The organism is Gelidibacter pelagius, assembly GCF_017581925.1.
Taxonomy (GTDB): Bacteria; Bacteroidota; Bacteroidia; order Flavobacteriales; family Flavobacteriaceae; genus Gelidibacter; species Gelidibacter pelagius.
The window spans coordinates 23,640-43,363 of sequence record NZ_JAGEVG010000010.1 but is presented as its reverse complement, the minus strand read 5'-3'; the positions used below and the strand labels follow the sequence as shown (position 1 = coordinate 43,363).

General features: G+C 37.1%; 20 protein-coding genes. 7 read left to right on the top strand and 13 right to left on the bottom strand.

The genetic code is table 11. The features are described from left to right. Window positions 1-20 precede the first annotated feature (20 nt). The 8 genes from J4051_RS09700 to J4051_RS09665 all read right to left on the bottom strand — a co-directional run bounded on the left by J4051_RS09700 (window position 21) and on the right by J4051_RS09665 (window position 6,913). A complete protein-coding gene (locus J4051_RS09700) occupies window positions 21-248 on the bottom strand; it encodes a hypothetical protein (protein ID WP_208233674.1) in 228 nt (75 codons plus the stop codon). Between the two features lie 47 nt (window positions 249-295). Beyond that, window positions 296-1,948, bottom strand: coding sequence for a DNA repair protein RecN (gene recN, locus J4051_RS09695; protein WP_208233673.1), 1,653 nt, complete (start codon window positions 1,946-1,948; stop codon window positions 296-298). 101 nt (window positions 1,949-2,049) lie between these two features. After that, window positions 2,050-2,937 (bottom strand): type IX secretion system protein PorD, encoded by an 888-nt coding sequence (porD, locus tag J4051_RS09690; RefSeq protein ID WP_208233672.1) that lies wholly within the window; start codon window positions 2,935-2,937, stop codon window positions 2,050-2,052. Continuing rightward, complete coding sequence (coaBC, locus tag J4051_RS09685; protein WP_208233671.1) at window positions 2,930-4,141, bottom strand: bifunctional phosphopantothenoylcysteine decarboxylase/phosphopantothenate--cysteine ligase CoaBC; 1,212 nt, start codon at window positions 4,139-4,141, stop codon at window positions 2,930-2,932. Before coaBC ends, porD begins: the two co-directional genes overlap by 8 nt. A 5-nt stretch (window positions 4,142-4,146) precedes the next feature. Next, window positions 4,147-4,479: a DNA-directed RNA polymerase subunit omega gene (locus J4051_RS09680; RefSeq protein WP_182202250.1), complete on the bottom strand. Its 333-nt coding sequence runs from the start codon at window positions 4,477-4,479 to the stop codon at window positions 4,147-4,149. Window positions 4,480-4,492: 13 nt separating this feature from the next. Continuing rightward, entirely contained in the window at window positions 4,493-5,308 is an 816-nt protein-coding gene (locus J4051_RS09675) for an outer membrane protein assembly factor BamD (protein WP_208233670.1), read from the bottom strand. Window positions 5,309-5,516: 208 nt separating this feature from the next. Next, a complete protein-coding gene (gene dapA / locus J4051_RS09670; RefSeq protein WP_208233669.1) occupies window positions 5,517-6,395 on the bottom strand; it encodes a 4-hydroxy-tetrahydrodipicolinate synthase in 879 nt (292 codons plus the stop codon). Beyond that, window positions 6,395-6,913, bottom strand: a complete 519-nt coding sequence (locus J4051_RS09665; RefSeq protein WP_208233668.1) for a DUF6913 domain-containing protein — start codon at window positions 6,911-6,913, stop codon at window positions 6,395-6,397. Before J4051_RS09665 ends, dapA begins: the two co-directional genes overlap by 1 nt. Before the next feature lie 67 nt (window positions 6,914-6,980). Between J4051_RS09665 and J4051_RS09660 the strand changes: the two genes are divergently transcribed. After that, window positions 6,981-7,739: a 5'-nucleotidase C-terminal domain-containing protein gene (locus J4051_RS09660; protein ID WP_208233667.1), complete on the top strand. Its 759-nt coding sequence runs from the start codon at window positions 6,981-6,983 to the stop codon at window positions 7,737-7,739. A 117-nt stretch (window positions 7,740-7,856) separates the two neighbouring features. Further along, window positions 7,857-8,768 carry a bifunctional metallophosphatase/5'-nucleotidase gene (locus J4051_RS09655; protein ID WP_208233666.1) on the top strand — a complete coding sequence of 304 codons (912 nt, stop codon included), beginning with the start codon at window positions 7,857-7,859 and terminating at the stop codon, window positions 8,766-8,768. Here the strand turns inward: J4051_RS09655 and J4051_RS09650 are convergent. From J4051_RS09650 to ligA, 3 genes are all read right to left on the bottom strand, one after another. Next, window positions 8,765-9,358: a hypothetical protein gene (locus tag J4051_RS09650; protein ID WP_208233665.1), complete on the bottom strand. Its 594-nt coding sequence runs from the start codon at window positions 9,356-9,358 to the stop codon at window positions 8,765-8,767. The two genes, J4051_RS09655 and J4051_RS09650, sit on opposite strands and share 4 nt — an antisense overlap. A 456-nt stretch (window positions 9,359-9,814) precedes the next feature. Then, window positions 9,815-10,579, bottom strand: a complete 765-nt coding sequence (locus J4051_RS09645) for a hypothetical protein (protein WP_208233664.1) — start codon at window positions 10,577-10,579, stop codon at window positions 9,815-9,817. Between the two features lie 68 nt (window positions 10,580-10,647). Further along, window positions 10,648-12,642 (bottom strand): NAD-dependent DNA ligase LigA, encoded by a 1,995-nt coding sequence (gene ligA, locus J4051_RS09640; RefSeq protein ID WP_208233663.1) that lies wholly within the window; start codon window positions 12,640-12,642, stop codon window positions 10,648-10,650. Between the two features lie 62 nt (window positions 12,643-12,704). Here ligA and J4051_RS09635 point away from each other — a divergent pair, with 62 nt between their 5' ends. Both J4051_RS09635 and J4051_RS09630 read left to right on the top strand, forming a co-directional pair. After that, window positions 12,705-14,969 carry a family 20 glycosylhydrolase gene (locus tag J4051_RS09635; protein ID WP_208233662.1) on the top strand — a complete coding sequence of 755 codons (2,265 nt, stop codon included), beginning with the start codon at window positions 12,705-12,707 and terminating at the stop codon, window positions 14,967-14,969. A 57-nt stretch (window positions 14,970-15,026) separates the two neighbouring features. Beyond that, window positions 15,027-15,752, top strand: a complete 726-nt coding sequence (locus tag J4051_RS09630) for a copper homeostasis protein CutC (RefSeq protein WP_208233661.1) — start codon at window positions 15,027-15,029, stop codon at window positions 15,750-15,752. 31 nt (window positions 15,753-15,783) lie between these two features. Here the strand turns inward: J4051_RS09630 and prmC are convergent, their stop codons facing one another. Continuing rightward, window positions 15,784-16,653, bottom strand: coding sequence for a peptide chain release factor N(5)-glutamine methyltransferase (gene prmC, locus J4051_RS09625; protein WP_208233660.1), 870 nt, complete (start codon window positions 16,651-16,653; stop codon window positions 15,784-15,786). Further along, window positions 16,653-17,144, bottom strand: a complete 492-nt coding sequence (locus tag J4051_RS09620) for a GNAT family N-acetyltransferase (RefSeq protein WP_208233659.1) — start codon at window positions 17,142-17,144, stop codon at window positions 16,653-16,655. Before J4051_RS09620 ends, prmC begins: the two co-directional genes overlap by 1 nt. A gap of 35 nt (window positions 17,145-17,179) precedes the next feature. On the opposite strand from J4051_RS09620, the gene ribD reads away from it, so the two are divergent. The 3 genes from ribD to J4051_RS09605 are packed head-to-tail and all read left to right on the top strand — an operon-like array spanning window position 17,180 to window position 19,723. Next, a complete protein-coding gene (gene ribD / locus J4051_RS09615; RefSeq protein ID WP_208233658.1) occupies window positions 17,180-18,259 on the top strand; it encodes a bifunctional diaminohydroxyphosphoribosylaminopyrimidine deaminase/5-amino-6-(5-phosphoribosylamino)uracil reductase RibD in 1,080 nt (359 codons plus the stop codon). Continuing rightward, complete coding sequence (locus tag J4051_RS09610) at window positions 18,252-18,863, top strand: HAD family hydrolase (protein WP_208233657.1); 612 nt, start codon at window positions 18,252-18,254, stop codon at window positions 18,861-18,863. Before ribD ends, J4051_RS09610 begins: the two co-directional genes overlap by 8 nt. Further along, window positions 18,860-19,723, top strand: coding sequence for an EamA family transporter (locus J4051_RS09605; protein ID WP_208233656.1), 864 nt, complete (start codon window positions 18,860-18,862; stop codon window positions 19,721-19,723). Before J4051_RS09610 ends, J4051_RS09605 begins: the two co-directional genes overlap by 4 nt. The last annotated feature ends 1 nt before the right edge of the window (window position 19,724 follow it).

The window sequence follows — 19,724 nt, the reverse complement described above, 5'->3', positions numbered from 1 at the left end:
AAGTTAATAAAACTTTGAACTTATTGCTTTGTTTTAATTTCTAAATCTTCAATAACCTTCTCACTTGCATCAAACCATTCACCGTTGACATAAATAACGACACCATATTTTTGATGGTAATATTTATCGCCATTTTCAAAACCTCCGTTAACAGGAAAAATGTAATCTGGCACACGTTCACCATTGATGATAACATGTTGGACATCACAAGGATCTGTTTCATATCCTGCACAAGCCGTAAAAATCAACAGCGTCGTAAAAAGAAAGCTCCAATATAATCATTTCATCATCTAAATCAATTCAGCAATTGTTTAGCATGCTCTATTGCAGAATCCGACATATTGATGCCACCCAACATTTGTGCGATCTCCACAATACGTTCATCCTGATTCAAGCGTTTTAATTGGGTTTGTGTAACGTCCTCCACATCTTCTTTAAAAACTTTAAAATGCGTATCCCCTTTTGCGGCAATTTGCGGTAAATGCGTAATGGTAAACACCTGCATGGTCTTGCTCATTTGTTGCATAATAGAAGCCATTTTATTGGAAATCTCTCCAGAAACCCCGGTATCAATTTCATCAAACATTATGGTTGGCAATTGTGTGTAGTTTGTCAATATGGATTTTATGGCCAACATAATACGCGACAATTCACCTCCTGAGGCTGCTTTTTTCAGTTCATTGAATTGACCTCCCTTATTGGCGGAAAACAAAAACTTCAAATCATCTTTACCATTATTTAAAAAACTAGCTGAAGGGAGCAGTTCAACATTAAATCTTGCATTTGGCATCCCTAAAATTGCAAGAAGCTCTTCCAATTGTTTGATCAGTCCAGGTATTGATTGTAGCCTATTCTTACTGATTTTTAAAGCCAGTCCATTAAGCGTATTTTCAATTAGTGATAATTCCGATTCTTTTTGGGCGATTACACTGTCCAAGTTTTCTGTGATCGAAACTTTCTCGCTAAGCGCATCCCTAATTTGAATCAATTCGGCAATATCAGATGCCGTATGTTTCTGCATCAAACTATGTAAGACTTGCAATTTAAGATTTACACTATTTAATCGGGATGGATCGGCTTCCAAAGACTCCTGTAGTTCTTCTATGACCGCAAACATATCATCCAGCTCAATTAAACTGCTCGTGACCCTTTCAAAGAGCGATTTATAATTAGCGGAAAAATCCGCCAATTTTGACAGTTGATTTTTTGCTTCCGTCAAATGCAGCATTACACCTATTTCTTGACTGCCAAACAATTCATGTGCTGCGGCAAGCCGTTCACTTATTTCCTCTATATTATTAAGTGTTTCGTATTCTTCTTCAAGCGATTCCAGTTCTCCGTCAATCAAGTTGGCCTCTTCCAATTCCTTCAACAGAAATAAATTGTAATCGAGCTCTTTAGCTGCTTCAATTTTTTGGTTTTGAAGTTTTTTAAATTCTGTCTTTAAAGACTTGAATTTGTTTAATTGAAACGTATAATCTTGAAGTAAATTGCCGTTTTCCGCCAAAGCATCAATCACCTGAAACTGGAAATCATCATTGGTCAATTGTAAGGTTTGGTGCTGCGAATGAATGTCCAAAAGTCGTTCTCCCAAGGCTTGTAAACTATCCAAATTAACAGGTGTATCATTTATAAACGCCCTGGATTTTCCTGAAGGTAGGATTTCTCTACGGATGATGGTTTGAGGTTCATAATCTAAATCCTCTGCTTTAAAAAGGGTTTTTAGATTATAATTGGCAATGTCAAAAGTCGCTTCAATGATGCACTTTTCTGAAGGGTTCTTAACACTGCTCAAGTCCGCCCTTTTACCAAGAATAAGCGATAGCCCTCCCAATAAAATGGATTTACCAGCACCTGTTTCTCCTGTAATAATTGTCAGGCCACTGTTAAAGTTAACCTGAAGCCTATCAATTAAAGCATAGTTTTTTATGGAAAGTGTGGTGAGCATTTTTGAGTATAGGGTTAAGGTTTTGGGTTCAAAATTTTGAATTTGTTATTGAACTTAATTTTTACTTCGCGCTTCAAGCTTCAAGCTTCAAGCTATTTACGTCAAAAGTTAATCTCACGCCATTTGGAGGCATGTGTAGGCGCAACTCTGTTGAGAATATCTTTGATTTCGGTGATGTTCACTTTTGGTCCTCCACTAAAAATGTCGAGGATCTCATTGGCCTTGGCGTCGAAGAAAACCCGCATTAAAAAGGAATTTGGTCTTCTGTTGTTCATAGTCCTCAAATCCTCAAAAACATCAGCAATGGCTTCCTTACCTTGTTTTTCGTTATTTGCCATAACATCTAAACCGTCACGATGATAATGGTACATAACCGTCCTAAATTCTTTGAATGTTTGCGACAGGATGTTGTCTATTAACACAAAACGAGATTGTTGCCCATCTTCCAATTTCCAACCCTTAAAATTACCTTGCTGCGAATAATTATTGATGGTCTGCGCCTGTTGAAAATAAGGGTCGCCACCGTTCAACTCAAAAGTATCAGCATCCAATCCTAAAATCATGAACACATGATAAGCCAGAACAGACACTAAATTGGATTCAAATTGGTTGGCATTATAAACTAAATTCTCGAACTCAAGATATCTAAAAGTGAAGTGCTTATCATTAAAATTATAGACAGGGGTGCTGTATGTAGAATTAAAAACAGGTCTTGACGACTGCACCTGGATGGTCGCTTGAAACACATCACTATTATAGTTACTGACATTGATGACCATACTGCAATCAATACGTTCCTGAGGTTTATAAATTTTATTGGTCCATTGTGTATTGTTCACAAATTCATTAAGCTGGCGTTCTAAAGTCTTAAAAACTTGTACATTTTCTTGCCCCGTTTGTTGCGCATTGACCACCAAATTACAATTCAACTCTTGAGAAAACCCAACGGTAGTAAAGGAAATCAGAAATATGATAATTAATTTACGCATGGATCTGTTTTATAATTTGATTCATTAAATCGACCGCCACTTCTTCTTTTGACTTTAAATCATGCTGTATGATGTCTTGTTTTTCAGTTATAAAAGTAACTTTATTGGTTGAGCCTCCAAAACCGGCGCCTTTGTCATTTAACGAATTTAATACAATTAAATTTAAATTCTTCGCTTTTAATTTTCCTTTTGCATTTTCCAATTCGTTGTTGGTTTCCAAGGCAAAACCCACCAAAAACTGGTTGGTCTTAATCTTTCCAAGAGAGGCCAAAATATCTTTTGTTTTCTCAAGTTCAATTGAAAACGCGGTATCTTTCTTTTTTATTTTGGTATCTGAAACATTTTTCGGTTTGTAATCGGCAACTGCAGCTGAAAGAACAGCAATGTCAACGGTCTCAAAATAGTTGTGTACGGCATCATACATTTGTGACGCACTTACAACGTTTATTACCTTAATAAGTCCGTTTGAAACCGATTGATGTGTTGGCCCAGAAATTAAAATCACCTCAGCACCAAGCTTGGCGGCAGTCTTAGCAATTTCGAAGCCCATCTTCCCACTAGAATGATTTCCGATAAAACGAACGGGATCAATGGCCTCATAGGTTGGCCCCGCAGTAATAAGAATTTTCTTGCCATACAATGGCATCTGACCAATAATAACCTTTTCGATAAATGCAACGATATCTTCTGGCTCGGCCATTCTGCCTTCACCCACCAATCCGCTTGCCAATTCACCACTTGTTGCAGGAATCATGATATTGCCAAAGCCCTTCAAAATATTAAAAGAATTCAAGGTGCTTTGATGCTTGTACATATCCAAGTCCATTGCGGGTGCAAAATAAACAGGACATTTGGCTGAGAGATAGGTGGCCATCAACAAATTATCACAAACACCATTGGCCATTTTTGCCATCGTATTTGCGGTTGCGGGCGCAATGATAAAAAGATCTGCCCACAACCCGAGTTCTACGTGATTGTTCCACACAGCATTCTCATCGTCGTCATTGACAAATGAAGAATGAACTGGATTTTTAGATAAGGTTGAAAGTGTTAAAGGTGTGATGAAGTCTTTAGAAGCAGGCGTCATCACGACCTTTACGTGAGCGCCCGCTTTTATAAATAACCTAACAAGGTTTGCTGTTTTATAAGCAGCAATACCAGCAGTAATGCCCACAAGTATGTTTTTGCCGCTTAAAATTGACATATTAATTATGCTTCTTTAATATCGTCCTCAGTATTTCTGAAATAAATTTTATCGTCTAACCATTCCTGAACTGCAAGTGCATGCGGTTTTGGTAATCTTTCGTAAAATTTAGACACTTCAATTTGTTCTTTGTTTTCAAAGATTTCTTCTAGACTGTCATTATAAGTCGCAAATTCTTCAAGCTTGTCAACAAGCTCTCTACGGATGTCTGTGTTGATCTGTTCTGCTCTTCTTGAAATAACGGAGATGGCCTCATAAATGTTTCCTGTTGGCTCATCAATCTCATTACGGTTGTAAGTAATAGTACTTACTGGAGCATCGGTCTTTTTCAAATTCATCATTTATATATAATTAACTTTTTATAGTATAGTGTTGAATTGCGGTTTGCAATTCGGCATTCATTTTTTCTGCTTCAGAACTAAACTCAGATTCTGGATAGGCCTTTTGAAAAGCATTGTAATATTTAATAGCAGTGTTTAAACGGTCTTCACGCTTATATTCCACACTATTGATACCTAACCTATACGCAGAATCAAATCTGTAATACATGGCTTCTTCCCTAAAGCTGGTCCCTGGATAATCCAAAAGAAAATTATCAAAGGCTTTTATTGAGGCTTCGTAATCTGCAGATTCAAAATTTGCAATCTTATTATAAAGCTTCGCTATTTCAAAATCTTTCCTTTCCAATTTATAATCCAATTCCTGAATTAGTTTGTTTGCTTGAGGCAGATACTCTGACTCTGGAAATTTGTTGATAAACAATTGAAGTTTTTCAATTGCTGTCACAGTTTCCTTTTGTTCCTTACTGTATACAGGCGACAACATGTAAAAACTCTTAGCACTTAAAAACAAGGCTTCTTCAGCTTTTTCACTTTTTGGATACTGGCTTTCAAAACGTTCAAATTGATAGCCCGCCAAATAGTAATCCTTCATCTGATAAAATGAATTAGAATACATGAACATCAACTTCTCTGCTTGTGGCTTCCCTCTATACTGTGGAACAATTTGCGCAAACAACTTATTGGCCTTGCTGAACTTACCATCATCATAAAGTTCTGTACCCATTTTGAATTTTGTGGCAATGTCTTCAGATTTTAACGCCTTTTGATATTCGCTACAAGAAGACAGTACTAAAGTGATCAATAAAGTATAACAAATGTTTTTCATCCAAGAATTGTTCTTCTTTGTATTATTTAATTGAAACGCCTGATTAAATATGGTCATAGATAAGGTTGTGTTTTAACGGTACATCGACATTTTTAAACAGAATGCAAAAATACACATTTATAACGTATTATAAAATAAAAATTTCAAGCTAAAATAAGTGTTGAATTTAGGCTACGAAGACGTTTAAGTAAAATTTAACGTTTATTGTTTATTTGAGGAGCGCCACACTTTTTTTGATTTTCCCTTTTAATGCGTCCGATGCCACAACCAAGGGCAATCTCACAGTGTCCTGTGCCAAACCAAGCGCTTGAAAAACAGCTTTAATTCCTGCTGGATTGTTTTCCTCAAAAATCTGAGCGGTCACATCCATTAATTTAAAATGTAGTTTATAGGCCTCCTTTGCATTCCCTTCCAATCCAAGACGGATCATATTGGTAAAATCTTTTGGTAAGGCTTGCCCCAATACTGAAATCACTCCTGCACCACCTGCCAAAACAACACCTAATGCCAAATCATCATCTCCTGAAATTATCATGAAATCGTCAGGTTTATTTTTTAACAATTGTAAATATTGTCCAACGTTATTTCCCGCTTCCTTTATGGCGATGATATTTTTAAAATCATTGGCAAGACGCAATGTAGTCGTCGGCAACATATTTGAAGCCGTACGTCCTGGCACATTATAAAGTATGATAGGCTTTGGAGACGCTTCAGAAATGGCTTTAAAATGCTGGTAAACACCTTCCTGGGTTGGCTTTGTATAATATGGTGAAACTGACAGAATTGCGTCTATATCTGACAAATCCGTCGCCTTGATCTCTTCGATAATTTCAGCAGTATTATTGCCCCCAATACCCAAAACCAATGGTAGTCTGCCATTATTGGCTTTTTTTATGGTAGTAATGACATCCTTCTTTTCCTGTTTCGTTAGGGTTACACTTTCTGCAGTGGTTCCACAAATCACCAAATACTCTGTCCCATTATCAATATTGAAATTGACAATGGTGTCAAGAGCGTTGTGATCAATACTCAAATCAGTGTTGAACGGAGTGATCAAAGCCACACCTGTTCCAAGAAATTTTGTCATTATATTTTTTTTAATATGGTTAAATACTTTTTAAGTTCTACTTTAAATATTTCAAAATCATTGATGCCTACGTCCAATATGAAGTCGAACAAGCGGTCATCGACACCCGATAATCCTATTTTGAAATTGGCCTTTGATAGTGCGGTGACCATTTTCAATTCGATGGCTTCGTTTTTATAAAATCCTAAAAGCGCATCAAATTCAGTATTTAAAAAGCTTTGGAGCTCTGCGTGTTTTACCTTCCCTCTCCAACCAAAGTCTTTCTTAGTAAAATAGTTACCCCACAAACGCTCTGTTTTCTTCACATCATCAACAAAAACAATTACTTTGATCTTTGGCAACTGGATTCCCAAGTCGTGAAAAAAATTCTTAAATACTTCGGCATCAGAAAATTCACTGGCGTCAATGATAACGCCCACTGATTCTATTTTTTTATCACTAATAGCGGTGTTTTTAGAACTTAACAGCTTATCGATGAATTTTTGATCTGATTTTTCTCTAAATGCCTTTAAAATCATTTACTTTTGTTTTGACAAAGGTAGTAAACACAATACATTTAACTATTAACATTTTAGAAGTTATTCGATGAATTTTAAAAATATTTTTCTGATTTTAGGGCTGCTTTTGACCATGTCTTGCAAAGCGCCTACGGATGTTTTCAAAATTGAAGGCAAAAACATAAACATCAATGATAGTCTGCAATCCATAGCAAGCATTGAAGACTTCATTAAGCCCTACAGAGAAAATATCAATAGGGATTTGGATAGTATTCTAGCCTATTCGGTGGATACGTATTCCAAATCTGACGGACATCTAAACACGGCCATTGGCAATTTAATGGCCGACGTGATTTATGAAGAAGCTGATCCTGTATTTTTTAAAAGAACCGGGGAACATATCGACTTTGTCTTAATGAACCACGGTGGTATCAGGTCCATTATTTCAAAAGGTCCGATTTCTAAAAGAACAGCCTTTGAATTGATGCCTTTTGAAAATTCTATCGTGATTTCAAAATTACCGGGAGCCAACGTAAAAGAACTATTAGATTACTTGGTAAGAGCCAAACGCGCCCATCCCATTTCCAAATTAAAAATAATTTTGGACAAAGATGGCCAGATGATTGAAAGTGCGGTAAATCAAATCCCAATCGATTTTAATAAAACATACTATGTTGCCACCAACGATTATCTTATTAATGGTGGTGATGGGATGGACTTCTTTAAAGGAAGTGAAGAGGTTTTCGTGTTGGATTATAAAATAAGAAATGCGCTTATTGATTATTTTATGAAAACAGATACCATCAACCCTGTAGCTGATGACCGATTTATTCAGTTAAAGGATTAACGGCAGTTTTTTTTAATTAATAATTATTTTGAAGTTATGAAAGGAGCATGCTAAAGATTTTATCATCTATGGAATAATTAATGGCGAACAGCATGTGACCATTATAAAACAATAAACATGAAAAGAAGAGAATTCATTCAACAAACAACAGCAGCCACAGCCTTGGTGGGATTGGGCGGATTTGGGCTACAATCATTTTCCAGCGGTCTAAAAAAGATAACCATCCTACACACCAACGACGTACACAGCCATATTGATCCCTTTGGGCCTCAGGATGGCAGAAATCCAAATCAAGGAGGTGTTGCCAGAAGAGCCAGTTTGGTTGAAGGTATTAGAGCTGAAAACCCAAATACTTTACTACTAGATGCCGGTGATATCTTCCAGGGCACGCCATATTTCAATTATTATGGTGGCGAACTGGAATTCAAACTCATGAGCATGCTTAAATACGATGCTGCAACCATCGGCAACCATGATTTTGATAATGGTCTTGAAGGTTTATATGCCCAATTGCCACATGCGAAATTTGATTTTATAAGTGCCAACTATGATTTTTCAAACACCATCATGGACACACATACCAAACCCTATAAAGTATTTGTAAAAAACGGGATTAAAATCGGCGTTTTTGGGTTGGGTATTCAACTTGCAGGATTGGTGGACAAAAACATGTATAAAGAAACCGTTTATCTTAACCCTGTAGAGATTGCACAGGACATGTCACGGATATTAAAAGAAAATGAAAAATGCGATTTGATTATCTGCTTGTCTCATTTAGGATATAACTATCGTAATAATACTGAAAAGCCAAGTGATCTTTCATTGGCCGCTGCTACAAAGGATATTGATTTGATCATTGGTGGCCATACCCATACATTTCTTAAAAAACCGACGATTGTGAAAAACAGTATTGACCAGAATGTATTGGTCAATCAGGTGGGCTGCTTCGGGATTAATCTTGGCAAAATCGATTTCTATTTTGACAGTGCCAAAAACAAATCATCTGAAGGGGTATCTATTTTAGTTTAAGATTGAACAGACACCTGATTGGTTCGAGAAATTGGCTTGAACGCCTTTCTTCTTTCAACTCTTGTAGCTATTTCTTGATAGTTAAAAACATAAATACAAGACAAAACAAGCCCTATGCTCTGAAATATCTTTTGCACACCCTCAAACAACCAGAAATGAATATACGAGGTGGTGATAAAACTCAATACATCAGAAAAAACAAAGCAACATACAACCATTAGGAATATGATCGATTGTGCTGTCTCCTTACTCAAATAAATTGCGAAAGCGAAAAATGCTATGACCAACAAGGCAACACCTTTACTTACCATCAAGGTTAAAGTAATATTATCTTGAAAACTGTCTTTTAATCCTATAAATATTAGATAGAGAAGATATGTGCTTATAAAAAAAACAACCGCCAAATACCAAGACACGAAGCGCTCAAGTTTCACATACTTTAACTTACCCAGCAATACAAATACCATTAATAAATAAGCTCCAGTAAAGCAAGATTCCGATACATCTGAAGAGAGGCTAAGGTGGTCCATGGCGTTAAATATAATTCCCAAAAAATAGAGCATAAAAATGAGGGAAAATATATTTGCCATTATTTTTTGTCTAAAAAAATAGACCATTAGTAATGTCGGAATTATAGTTAAGGTCATGGTTTGAGTTACCACAGAAAGTCCATAATAAGAGCAAAGTAAGTTGAGCGAAACAATTAGAACCAATAATAAAATTGTTGCCCAATTTGGGGACAAGGCATGCCATCTTTCCATGATAGATTAGTATAAGTAGGTGGGCAAATATAAGAAAAAAAATGACTTTAATCCTCGTTTTTACCCGCTTCATCGATTTTTTAGTTAAAATTCAACAAATTGAAGTGGACGGAGTTTGAAAGAGGGCCAATTATCCTAAACGCAACGAACATTTCAATTTTATTTATAAGAAATTCAGTACCTGGCTCAAGATGATCTATTTATTCAATACGTTAGATTGGATTGGATGTTCTATAAGATGGATTGGTTGGCAATAGTAGAGTTAGCACTTAACGTTGATCCAGCTCACGCCAATAAATCAGAATATAAGGACTCTTCTTGGGGTTCATAGGAAAGCCTTGATTGAAGATAGAAAAAGACAAAGGCAAGCACAAGAAAGAGAGAACAAAATACATTGAGTAAATTATTACTTGAAACGTAAAAATAGGCCAACTGTATAACCTCTGAAAAAAAGATAAAGATGGATCCAATTAATAGATTGATGGCCTTTTTGTCATTTTTATGGATGTAATTAATTAATGCTACAGTCAACAAAATCATAATGACAGAATTATAAACAAGCTCAACAAAATACTCATAGTAATTTAATCGTCCGATAGCCGTATTCGTAACAACAATAACACAAAACACATCAAGTATGATTAAAATAATAAGGTGAAATGGAAGTTTTTTTACAATTTCAACCAAATTCATTGAAGTTAAAATCTGTACGGTCAATAATGAATATGCCAAAATATACAACGAGTTAACAATAAAGTACATATAATCAACTCTATTGTCCGGGACAAGAGGCACCAACCACCCTATAAAATTTAAAATTTCTGCAATAGAAAAAGTGATTAAAAACAAAAAGAAGTAAATACTTTTATTTTTAACTCTTATATAATACAACACGGTCAAGAACATCAGCAATAAAGCTCTTATTCCTGCTGCTTCAACTTCCAATTCAAAGATTTGGAAACCTAAAAATACCGCTGAAAGAGCTATCAAAACACCGATTAAAATTCTTTGCATACTCATACTTAATACATCAATTAATCCTACAAACATAATAAATTTAGACTATTAGACGAGTAAAAGCTAATTTAATCGATGAATTGATTTGATTTGTAGGAATTTTACTTCAGCAGGTTTTTGAATTCATATTCTGAAATAATAGAAATCTGCAACTGATCGGCCTTGGTTCTTTTACTTGGTCCCATATTATCCCCAGCAATGACATAACTTGTTTTTTTTGATATAGAACTCGAAACCTTTCCACCGTTATCTTCTATCATTTTTTTGAGTTCATCTCTTGATACCGATTCAAAAACACCGGAAACCACAAAAGTTTGACCTTCGAGTTTATTGGATTGATTTGCCAATTTTTCAGCGCAAATTTCTAATTGCACACCATGTCTTTTTAAACGTTCAATAATGTTTTGATTCTGCTCTGAATTAAAAAAGGCGACCACACTTTCGGCAATACGCGTTCCAATTTCATCAACAGTAACCAAATCCATAGTTGTGGCTAAAGCTAAATTCTCAATATTTTTATAATGGGTGGCCAATTTTTTTGCAACAGTCTCACCTACAAATCTGATTCCCAGTGCAAACAGAACACGCTCAAAAGGCACGCTTTTGGAATCTTCAATCCCATTTATCAAATTATCCGTACTTTTTTCTGCCATACGTTCCAAATGGATCACTTCCTCTTTTTTAAGTGTGTACAAGTCCGAATAGTCATTAATAAGATTTTCCTTTACCAACAAGGCTACCGTTTCACCACCTAGGCCTTCAATATCCATAGCTTTTCTTGAAATGAAATGTTGAATACGACCTATGATTTGGGGTTGACAGCCATTATAGTTCGGACAATAATGTTGCGCTTCACCTTCATTTCTGACCAGTTCTGTTCCACATTCCGGACAATGTTCAATATAATGGGTCGGCTGGGAGTCTACAGGTCGTTTTGTCAAATCAACCGCAATAATTTTCGGGATGATCTCACCGCCCTTTTCAACAAAAACAGTATCACCTACCCGAATATCCAGTTTTTCTATTTGATCTGCATTGTGCAATGAAGCGCGTTTAACCGTGGTTCCCGCCAATTCTACAGGCTCTAAATTGGCCACTGGAGTAATCGCTCCGGTGCGCCCTACCTGATAGGTTATTTCATTCAACCGTGTTGAAACTTGCTCAGCTTTAAACTTATAAGCAATCGCCCAACGTGGCGATTTTGAAGTATAGCCTAATTCTTCTTGCTGATGAAGGTCGTTTATCTTAACCACAACACCATCAGTCTCATAAGGTAAATCGTGTCTATGGATATTCCAATAATCGATAAATTCCAATACTTCCGCCGTTGAGCTTGCCAAGGTTGCCGCTTCAGGCACCTTAAATCCCCAGGCACGGGCCTTTTCTAAACTTTCAAATTGCGTACTTAGGCTTAAATTGTTCCCAGTGATATTATAAAGTAAACATTCCAATGGTCGTTTTGCCACCTCAGCACTATCCTGAAGTTTTAAACTCCCCGATGCGGTATTTCGCGGATTTCGATAGGGCTCCTCTCCTATTTCAATACGCTCTTCATTCATTTTGTTGAAACCTTCAAAAGGCAACACAATTTCCCCTCTGATATCAAATCTTGGCGGATAATCTCCTTTTAAACGCAGCGGCACTGATCGGATGGTTTTGATATTGGCTGTCACATCATCACCCTGCACACCATCGCCTCGTGTTATAGCTTTTAACAACGTTCCGTTTTCATAGGTCAGACTTATGGAAGCACCATCATATTTTAACTCGCAAACAAATTGTATCTCACCATCAATCATTTTTTTGACACGGGCTTCCCAATCCAACAGATCTTCTTTAGAATAGGAATTATCCAAAGAATACATGCGATAATCATGCACCACTGTTTCAAAATTCTTGGTAATTGCTCCACCTACACGTTGGGTCGGCGAGTGCTCATCGGCAAATTCCGGATGTGCTTCTTCCAGCGCCTGCAATTCTTTCAATCTAAGATCAAAATCATAATCGCTAATTGTGGGTTGATCAAGAACGTAGTAATTATAGTTATGCTCATTAAGTTCGTCACGAAGCTTTAAAATATGCTGTTGAATATCCATGGGGTTAATTGAGAGGTAAATTGTCTTTTTTGCTTTATCTTTAAGGCCTCTAATATACTAAAATGCAAATCAAGAAAATAACCGTACTTATAGTTTTTATCACATTCTTATACAACTGTGATTCCCCAAACACTGAAACCCCTAAGCCACAAATTATTCCAATGCCAACGCACATGGAAAGCACAAAAGGGGAATTTATTCTGGACAATTCTGTCGGGATGTCATTTGATAGCAATTTTGAGGTTTCAGCTATTTTTTTAAAGGAATTTATCGAAAAAGGCAGTTCAATTCAGTTAGAAAAGAACAATAAAATAAGTTTTATTCAGGACGACACCATTTCAAATGATGAAGGCTATCAATTGACCATCTCACCAAAGCAGATTGAAATCAGGGCAAAAACCGATCAAGGTGCCTTTTATGCGGTACAATCCATACGGCAACTACTGCCTGCCGACTTTGAAAATGGGACATTCACTTCAGAGAAATTTGCAATTCCAAGTATAACCATAAAGGATGAGCCACAATTTAAACACAGAGGCATGCATTTAGATGTTGGTCGTCATTTCTTTTCTGTGGATTTCATCAAAAAATATATTGACGCTCTGGCCATGCTCAAAATGAACACGTTTCATTGGCACTTGACAGAAGACCAAGGTTGGCGCATTGAGATCAAAAAGTATCCAAAACTACAAGAGATTGCCGCTTTCAGGGACCAAACGCTAATTGGCAGCTACGATCCTGATCAGCAACAATTCGATGGCAAACGCTATGGTGGCTACTACACCCAAAAAGAGATAAAAGATGTCGTGGCTTATGCACAAACTCGTCATGTGACCATTATCCCTGAAATAGAAATGCCTGGACATGCACAAGCCGCCATTTCTGCGTATCCAGAATTGGGGTGTACGGGTGAGCAGGTTAAAGTAGCCGAGACTTGGGGTGTTTTTGACCATATCTTCTGCTCTAAAGATGAAACCTTTGAGTTTTTAGAAAATGTTTTAGATGAAGTTTTAGAACTCTTTCCCAGCAAATACATTCACATTGGAGGTGATGAGGCACCAAAAACACATTGGGAAAAGTGCCCTAATTGCCAACAACGTATTAAAGAGGAAGGTTTGAAAGATGAACATGAACTTCAGAATTATTTTATCACAAGAATAGAAAAATATCTGAATGGAAAAGGCAGACAAATTATTGGTTGGGACGAAATTTTGGAAGGTGGATTGGCACCAAATGCCACCGTTATGTCATGGCGTGGCACCGACGGCGCTATTGAAGCCGCCAAACAACACCACAATGTGATCATGACGCCAACTTCGCACTGTTATTTTGATTATAAACAATCGGATAACGAAGGTGAACCCTTGGCGAATAGTGGCGGATTTTTGCCTTTGAAAAAAGTATATAGCTTTAACCCGATTCCAGAGGAACTTTCAGAGGAAGAATCCCAATACGTTTTGGGTGGCCAAGGAAATGTTTGGACGGAGTATATCCCCAATGAAAAACAATTGGAGTATATGGTGTTTCCAAGAATTCTCGCGATGAGTGAAGTGCTATGGACACCTACTAAAAACAAAAATTACGCCGATTTTGTAGCACGGGTAGAAAACTTCCATCAACGCATGGATGCTTTGGACATAAATTATGCCAACCACTTATATGAAGTAGACGGCGAAGTCGTTGCTACAGGCTACGAACTTAAATCTATCCTTGAGAACAAGACCATCCGATTCTCAACTGACGGCACAGAACCGAATGTTACTTCGGAAGTTTATTCTGGAGTCATTCCAATCGACAAAGATCTCATCATAAAAGCGGCCATTTTTGATGACGATAAGAAGCTGGGCGCAACATTTACCCAACCGATCAACTACCACAAAGCACTTGGAAAAAAGATTAGTATCAATGCACAACCGAGTAAAACTTATGCAGGTAGTGGCGCCGATGGCTTGATCAATGGTATTACAGGAAGTGACACCCGTATCAATGACAAAGAATGGTTGGGGTTTGATGGAGAAGATTTGGAAATCACCATTGATTTGGGTGAAGAAATGACCATTAACTCAATTGAAACACGATTTTACGAGGCCCCTTGGATGTGGATCTATGCCCCAAAAGTCATAGAATATGGGTTCGGTGAGCATGGCACCAGCTCTAAAGTTGAAATCCCAGAGAGTAAAGACACCCATGCCAATATTAAGATTGATTTGAACGCAACCACACGTTATATTCATTTGAGAATTCCGAATTCTGGATTGATCCCAGAAGGCAAGCAAGGTGCAGGACACCAACCTTGGACCTTTATTGATGAAATAATAATTAATTAATTAATAGCAGACCTAACATCCCCGATATCGGAAATGTCAGGTCTTAAAAAAGTAAATATGATATTAGAAATCTGTGCTTCCAATTACCAATCAGCAGTCAATGCCCAAAATGCTGGAGCACATCGGATAGAATTGTGCTCAGAGTTGGCGGTTGGAGGGGTCACACCTTCTTATGGCTTGATAGAACAGGTCATGGAAAACCTGACTATTCCTGTTTTTGTACTCATCCGACCAAGAAGCGGGAATTTCACCTATTCTGAAGCGGATTTTGAAATTATGAAAAGGGACATTCAAATCTGTAAAGAACTGGGCTGCAAAGGCATCGTGTCAGGGGTTTTAAATGGAGACAATACCATCGATATTGACCGGACACAAGAGCTAATAGAACTTTCAAAGCCATTACCTTTCACATTCCATCGCGCTTTTGATCGGACGCCGAATCCTTTTGACGCCTTAAAAACTTTAATGGCGCTTAAAGTTGACCGGATCCTGACATCGGGCCAAGCAATCTCAGCACAAAAAGGTATTTTAATATTAAACCAGTTAAATCAATTGGCGGATGGTGCTTTATCAATTCTTCCAGGATCTGGAATCAATCCCAAAAACATCTTAATCTTTAAAGGTGCTGGATTTAAGGAAGCACATTGCTCGGCTGTATTATCACCGGAAGTCCAAGCCACATCGGCTATTCCTTTGAATACACCAAAATTTTTAAATGAGGGACAGGAAATGGCATCCAATCAAGAAATCATTGAGGTGATGCTCCAACTTATTAAAAGCTAATCGGTTATACTCCTCCTTCTTTAGTTAATAATCAAAATTTCTTAACTCCAGAAACCATGCGGTTATTCCCAAAAATGTCCATTTTGAGTTCAATTTCCTTAAAATCAGAATCTTCGAGCAACTGAACCATTTCACTTCCTAAATATTGATTGATTTCAAAATAGAGTTGTCCATTACTTTTGAGATGCGTCTGTGCTAATTCCACTATCGCTTTATAGAAAATAAGTGGATCATCATCTTCTACATATAAAGCCAAACCGGGCTCATGTCGCAATACATTGGCGCTCATTTGAGATTTCTCCAAGGCTCTGACATAAGGCGGATTGGAGACAATGATGTCAAACTCTATATTTTTCAAATTCGACGCTCCATTTTCCCAATCAAGAATATCCAATTCAACAAACTCAATATCTACCTTGTTAAGCTTCGCGTTGGTTCTGGCTACCGTCAATGCTTTTTTACTTATATCTACTGCATATACAGTGGCGTCAGGTTTATTTTTCGCTAAGCAAATTGCAATACACCCTGTTCCAGTTCCAATATCGAGAATGGACAAATTTTCAGTTTTAGAATTTGAAATATCCGTTATCCACTGCACTAATTCTTCAGTTTCTGGTCTTGGAATCAATGTGCTTTCTGTAACCTTAAATGGCAATCCATAAAACTCCGTAGACCCAATAATATATTGAATCGGTTCTTGATCTTTTAGCCTTGTAATGGCATTTTCAAACTTTTCCGTTTTCTTACCTGATATCGGCGCATAAAGATTTAAGCTAACTTCCACACGTTTCATTTTCAAAAAACACTCGGACAATAAATTAAAAAAAGATTGGATTTCCGTTTCTGGATAGTCCTCTTTAAGTGATATATAAAAGTGTTCGCGTAATGTTTTTAATAGCATTATAATGATTTTAGCATCCAAACATTACAAGAATAATGTCCTGTATCTCCCAGTGGTCCTTCCAAAGGTTCAAATCCAGATTTGGCATAAAGTTTTGTGGCATCTTTCATATAAGGCAAGGTTTCAAGATAGCATTTTTCAAAACCAAACGATTTGGCTTTTTTCAAGCATACTTCCATCATTTTAGCTCCAAGCCCCTTCCCTCTTGCCTCCGGTAAAAAATACATTTTCTGCAACTCACAAATTGGGCCTTCAAAGTTTTCCAACTGAGCAATTCCTGCGCCTCCAATAATCTCTCCATGATCTTCAATCACAAAATAAGTGGCATTGTTCTTATTATAAGTAGCAGTCATTTCATCAAGAGCCTTATCGGCGTATGCGGTTCCAACTTTTGGGACTCCCATTTCAACCAAAACCGCACGTATAACCTTTGCAACTTGGGCATCATCTTCCGTTTTAATTTCTCTGATCAAGATAGCGGCTTTGCTCACGATATTATGTTATTTTTGTCCCGATAATTATTGGGATGAATATACATGAAAAATATATAAAACGTTGCATTGAAATTGGCAAAAATGGACTGGGAACCACCGCTCCAAACCCTATGGTGGGATGCGTTATTGTACATGATCAAAGCATTATTGGTGAGGGCTTTACAAGTCCGTATGGGGGCGCTCATGCCGAAGTGAATGCCATTAACAGCGTGAAAAACCCGAACTTACTTTCAAAATCAACACTTTATGTGACCTTAGAGCCCTGTTCACATTTTGGAAAAACGCCTCCTTGTGCAGACGCCATTATCAAATTTAAAATTCCCAGGGTTGTTATTGGCACTATGGATACACATAGTGCCGTTGCAGGCAAAGGCATTGAAAAGCTAAAAACCTCCGGATGTGAAGTTATTGTAGGCGTTTTGGAAGATGAAGTCAAAGAACATCACAAGCGTTTTTTTACGTTTCACAATAAAAGACGCCCCTATGTCATATTAAAATGGGCGGAAACTGCCGATGGATTTATTGCGCCCACAACAAGAGACGAACAGAAACCTGTATGGATTACCAATGAACTTTCACGTCAATTGGTGCATAAATGGCGCGCCGAAGAACAAGCTATTTTAGTCGGAACCAATACGGTCGTTGAAGACAATCCGAGTTTGACCACGAGAGATTGGTACGGCAAAAACCCGATACGTATTGTTTTGGACAAAAGCTCTCGTCTATCTAGAGATGTTGCTGTTTTTGATGGCAAGGCCTCAACAATCTTATTAAGCTTGAAGCACGAAGCTCGAAGCATGAAGTCTCAGGATGATAGATTGGAGTTAACTCACCAGTCAGCAATCACGGAATTTATGAATTGGGATTTAAAAGATAAAATTGCTCACCAAATTTGTAAAATCCTTTTTAGGCATGATATTAACTCCGTTATTATTGAAGGTGGACGTCAAACGCTACAGACCTTTATAGATGAAAATCTTTGGGATGAAGCACGAGTTTTTAAAGGCACTATAAATTTTACCAGCGGCACAAAAGCACCCCACTTTTCAGGAAGATTACTTTCAGAAGAAAAAATCATCAACGATACCTTAAAACTTTACAGCAATGATTAAAAATATAATATTCGATTTTGGAGACGTATTTATCAACCTTGATAAAAAAGGCGCTATGACCAATGCGCTCAACTTATTTGAAATGGATGAACTCTCTGATGAAATCCATGCCATAAATACGCTTTATGAACAAGGCCTTATGACTACCGATGAGTTTCTGGAATTTTATTTAGATAATTTCCCAGACCACGACAGAGAAACGCTTTTAGATTCCTGGAATTATATCTTAAGGGATTTTCCGTTGCACAGGTTAGAGTTTTTGGAACAGTTGGCGGCAGACAAAAAATATAAACTTATTTTATTGAGCAACACGAATGAACTCCATATTAACTGGGTCAAAGAAAACGTGAACTTCTACGAAGAGTTTAAAGCTCAATTTGATGCGTTCTATCTTTCGCACGAAATCCAATTAAGAAAACCAAACGCCAATATTTATGAATTTGTTTTAGATGAGAACAATATAAAAGCCGAGGAGTCCTTATTTATTGATGATACTGAAGAAAATATTATTTCAGCTTCAAAATTAGGTATCCACACATGGCATATCAATCCAGAAACTGATGACATCACCACATTGCTGTCAACCAAAAAGGACTTGTTTTGATTTATCTTATTCTCAGTATCACGGCATCATTATTTATTTTTGTCGTTTTTAAGCTACTGGAGAAATTTAGGGTCAACACCTTTCAAACTATTGTAGTCAATTATATTGTTGCCTTTGGCTTTGGTATTTTGACGGTTCAAAAATCAATTTCTTTTGATACCATATTTAATTCTGAATGGTTTTTAGGGAGCATTATTGTAGGTGCTCTGTTTATCGGCCTTTTCACATTGATGGCATGGACTGCTCAAAAGAATGGACTTTCTGTGGCTTCTGTGGCCTCTAAGATGAGTGTCATCATTCCTATTATCTTTGGTGTGATTTTATTCCGTGAAAGTATTGGATATCAAAAAATCATTGGGGTTGTTTTAGCTTTTATTGCGGTGTATCTAGTGTCTGTAAAGTCAAAAACCAAGGTGAATTTCACGAAAAACCTCATGCTGCCTTTACTGCTTTTCCTGGGCTCAGGATTCAGTGACACCTATATCAATTATTTGCAGCATACGTCTATTTCGGAAGAGAATATTCCGTTATTTTCTTCCTGTGTATTCGGATTTGCAGGAATAATAGGATTGAGCATCTTAGGTGTTAAAAAATTACGCAGCCAATTGCAATTGGATCCAAAAAGCATTCTTGGAGGCCTTTTATTGGGGCTTGCCAATTATGCTTCATTATATTATATCATCAAAGCACTACAATCTCAAAATATGGAAAGCTCCACATTTTTCACCATAAATAACGTGGCCATAGTCATGATATCCACTTTAATTGGTCTTTGGGTCTTCAATGAGCATTTAACCAAAAGAAATTGGACAGGAATTGGATTGGCACTTATTGCCATTTATTTAGTAACTTTTGCATGAT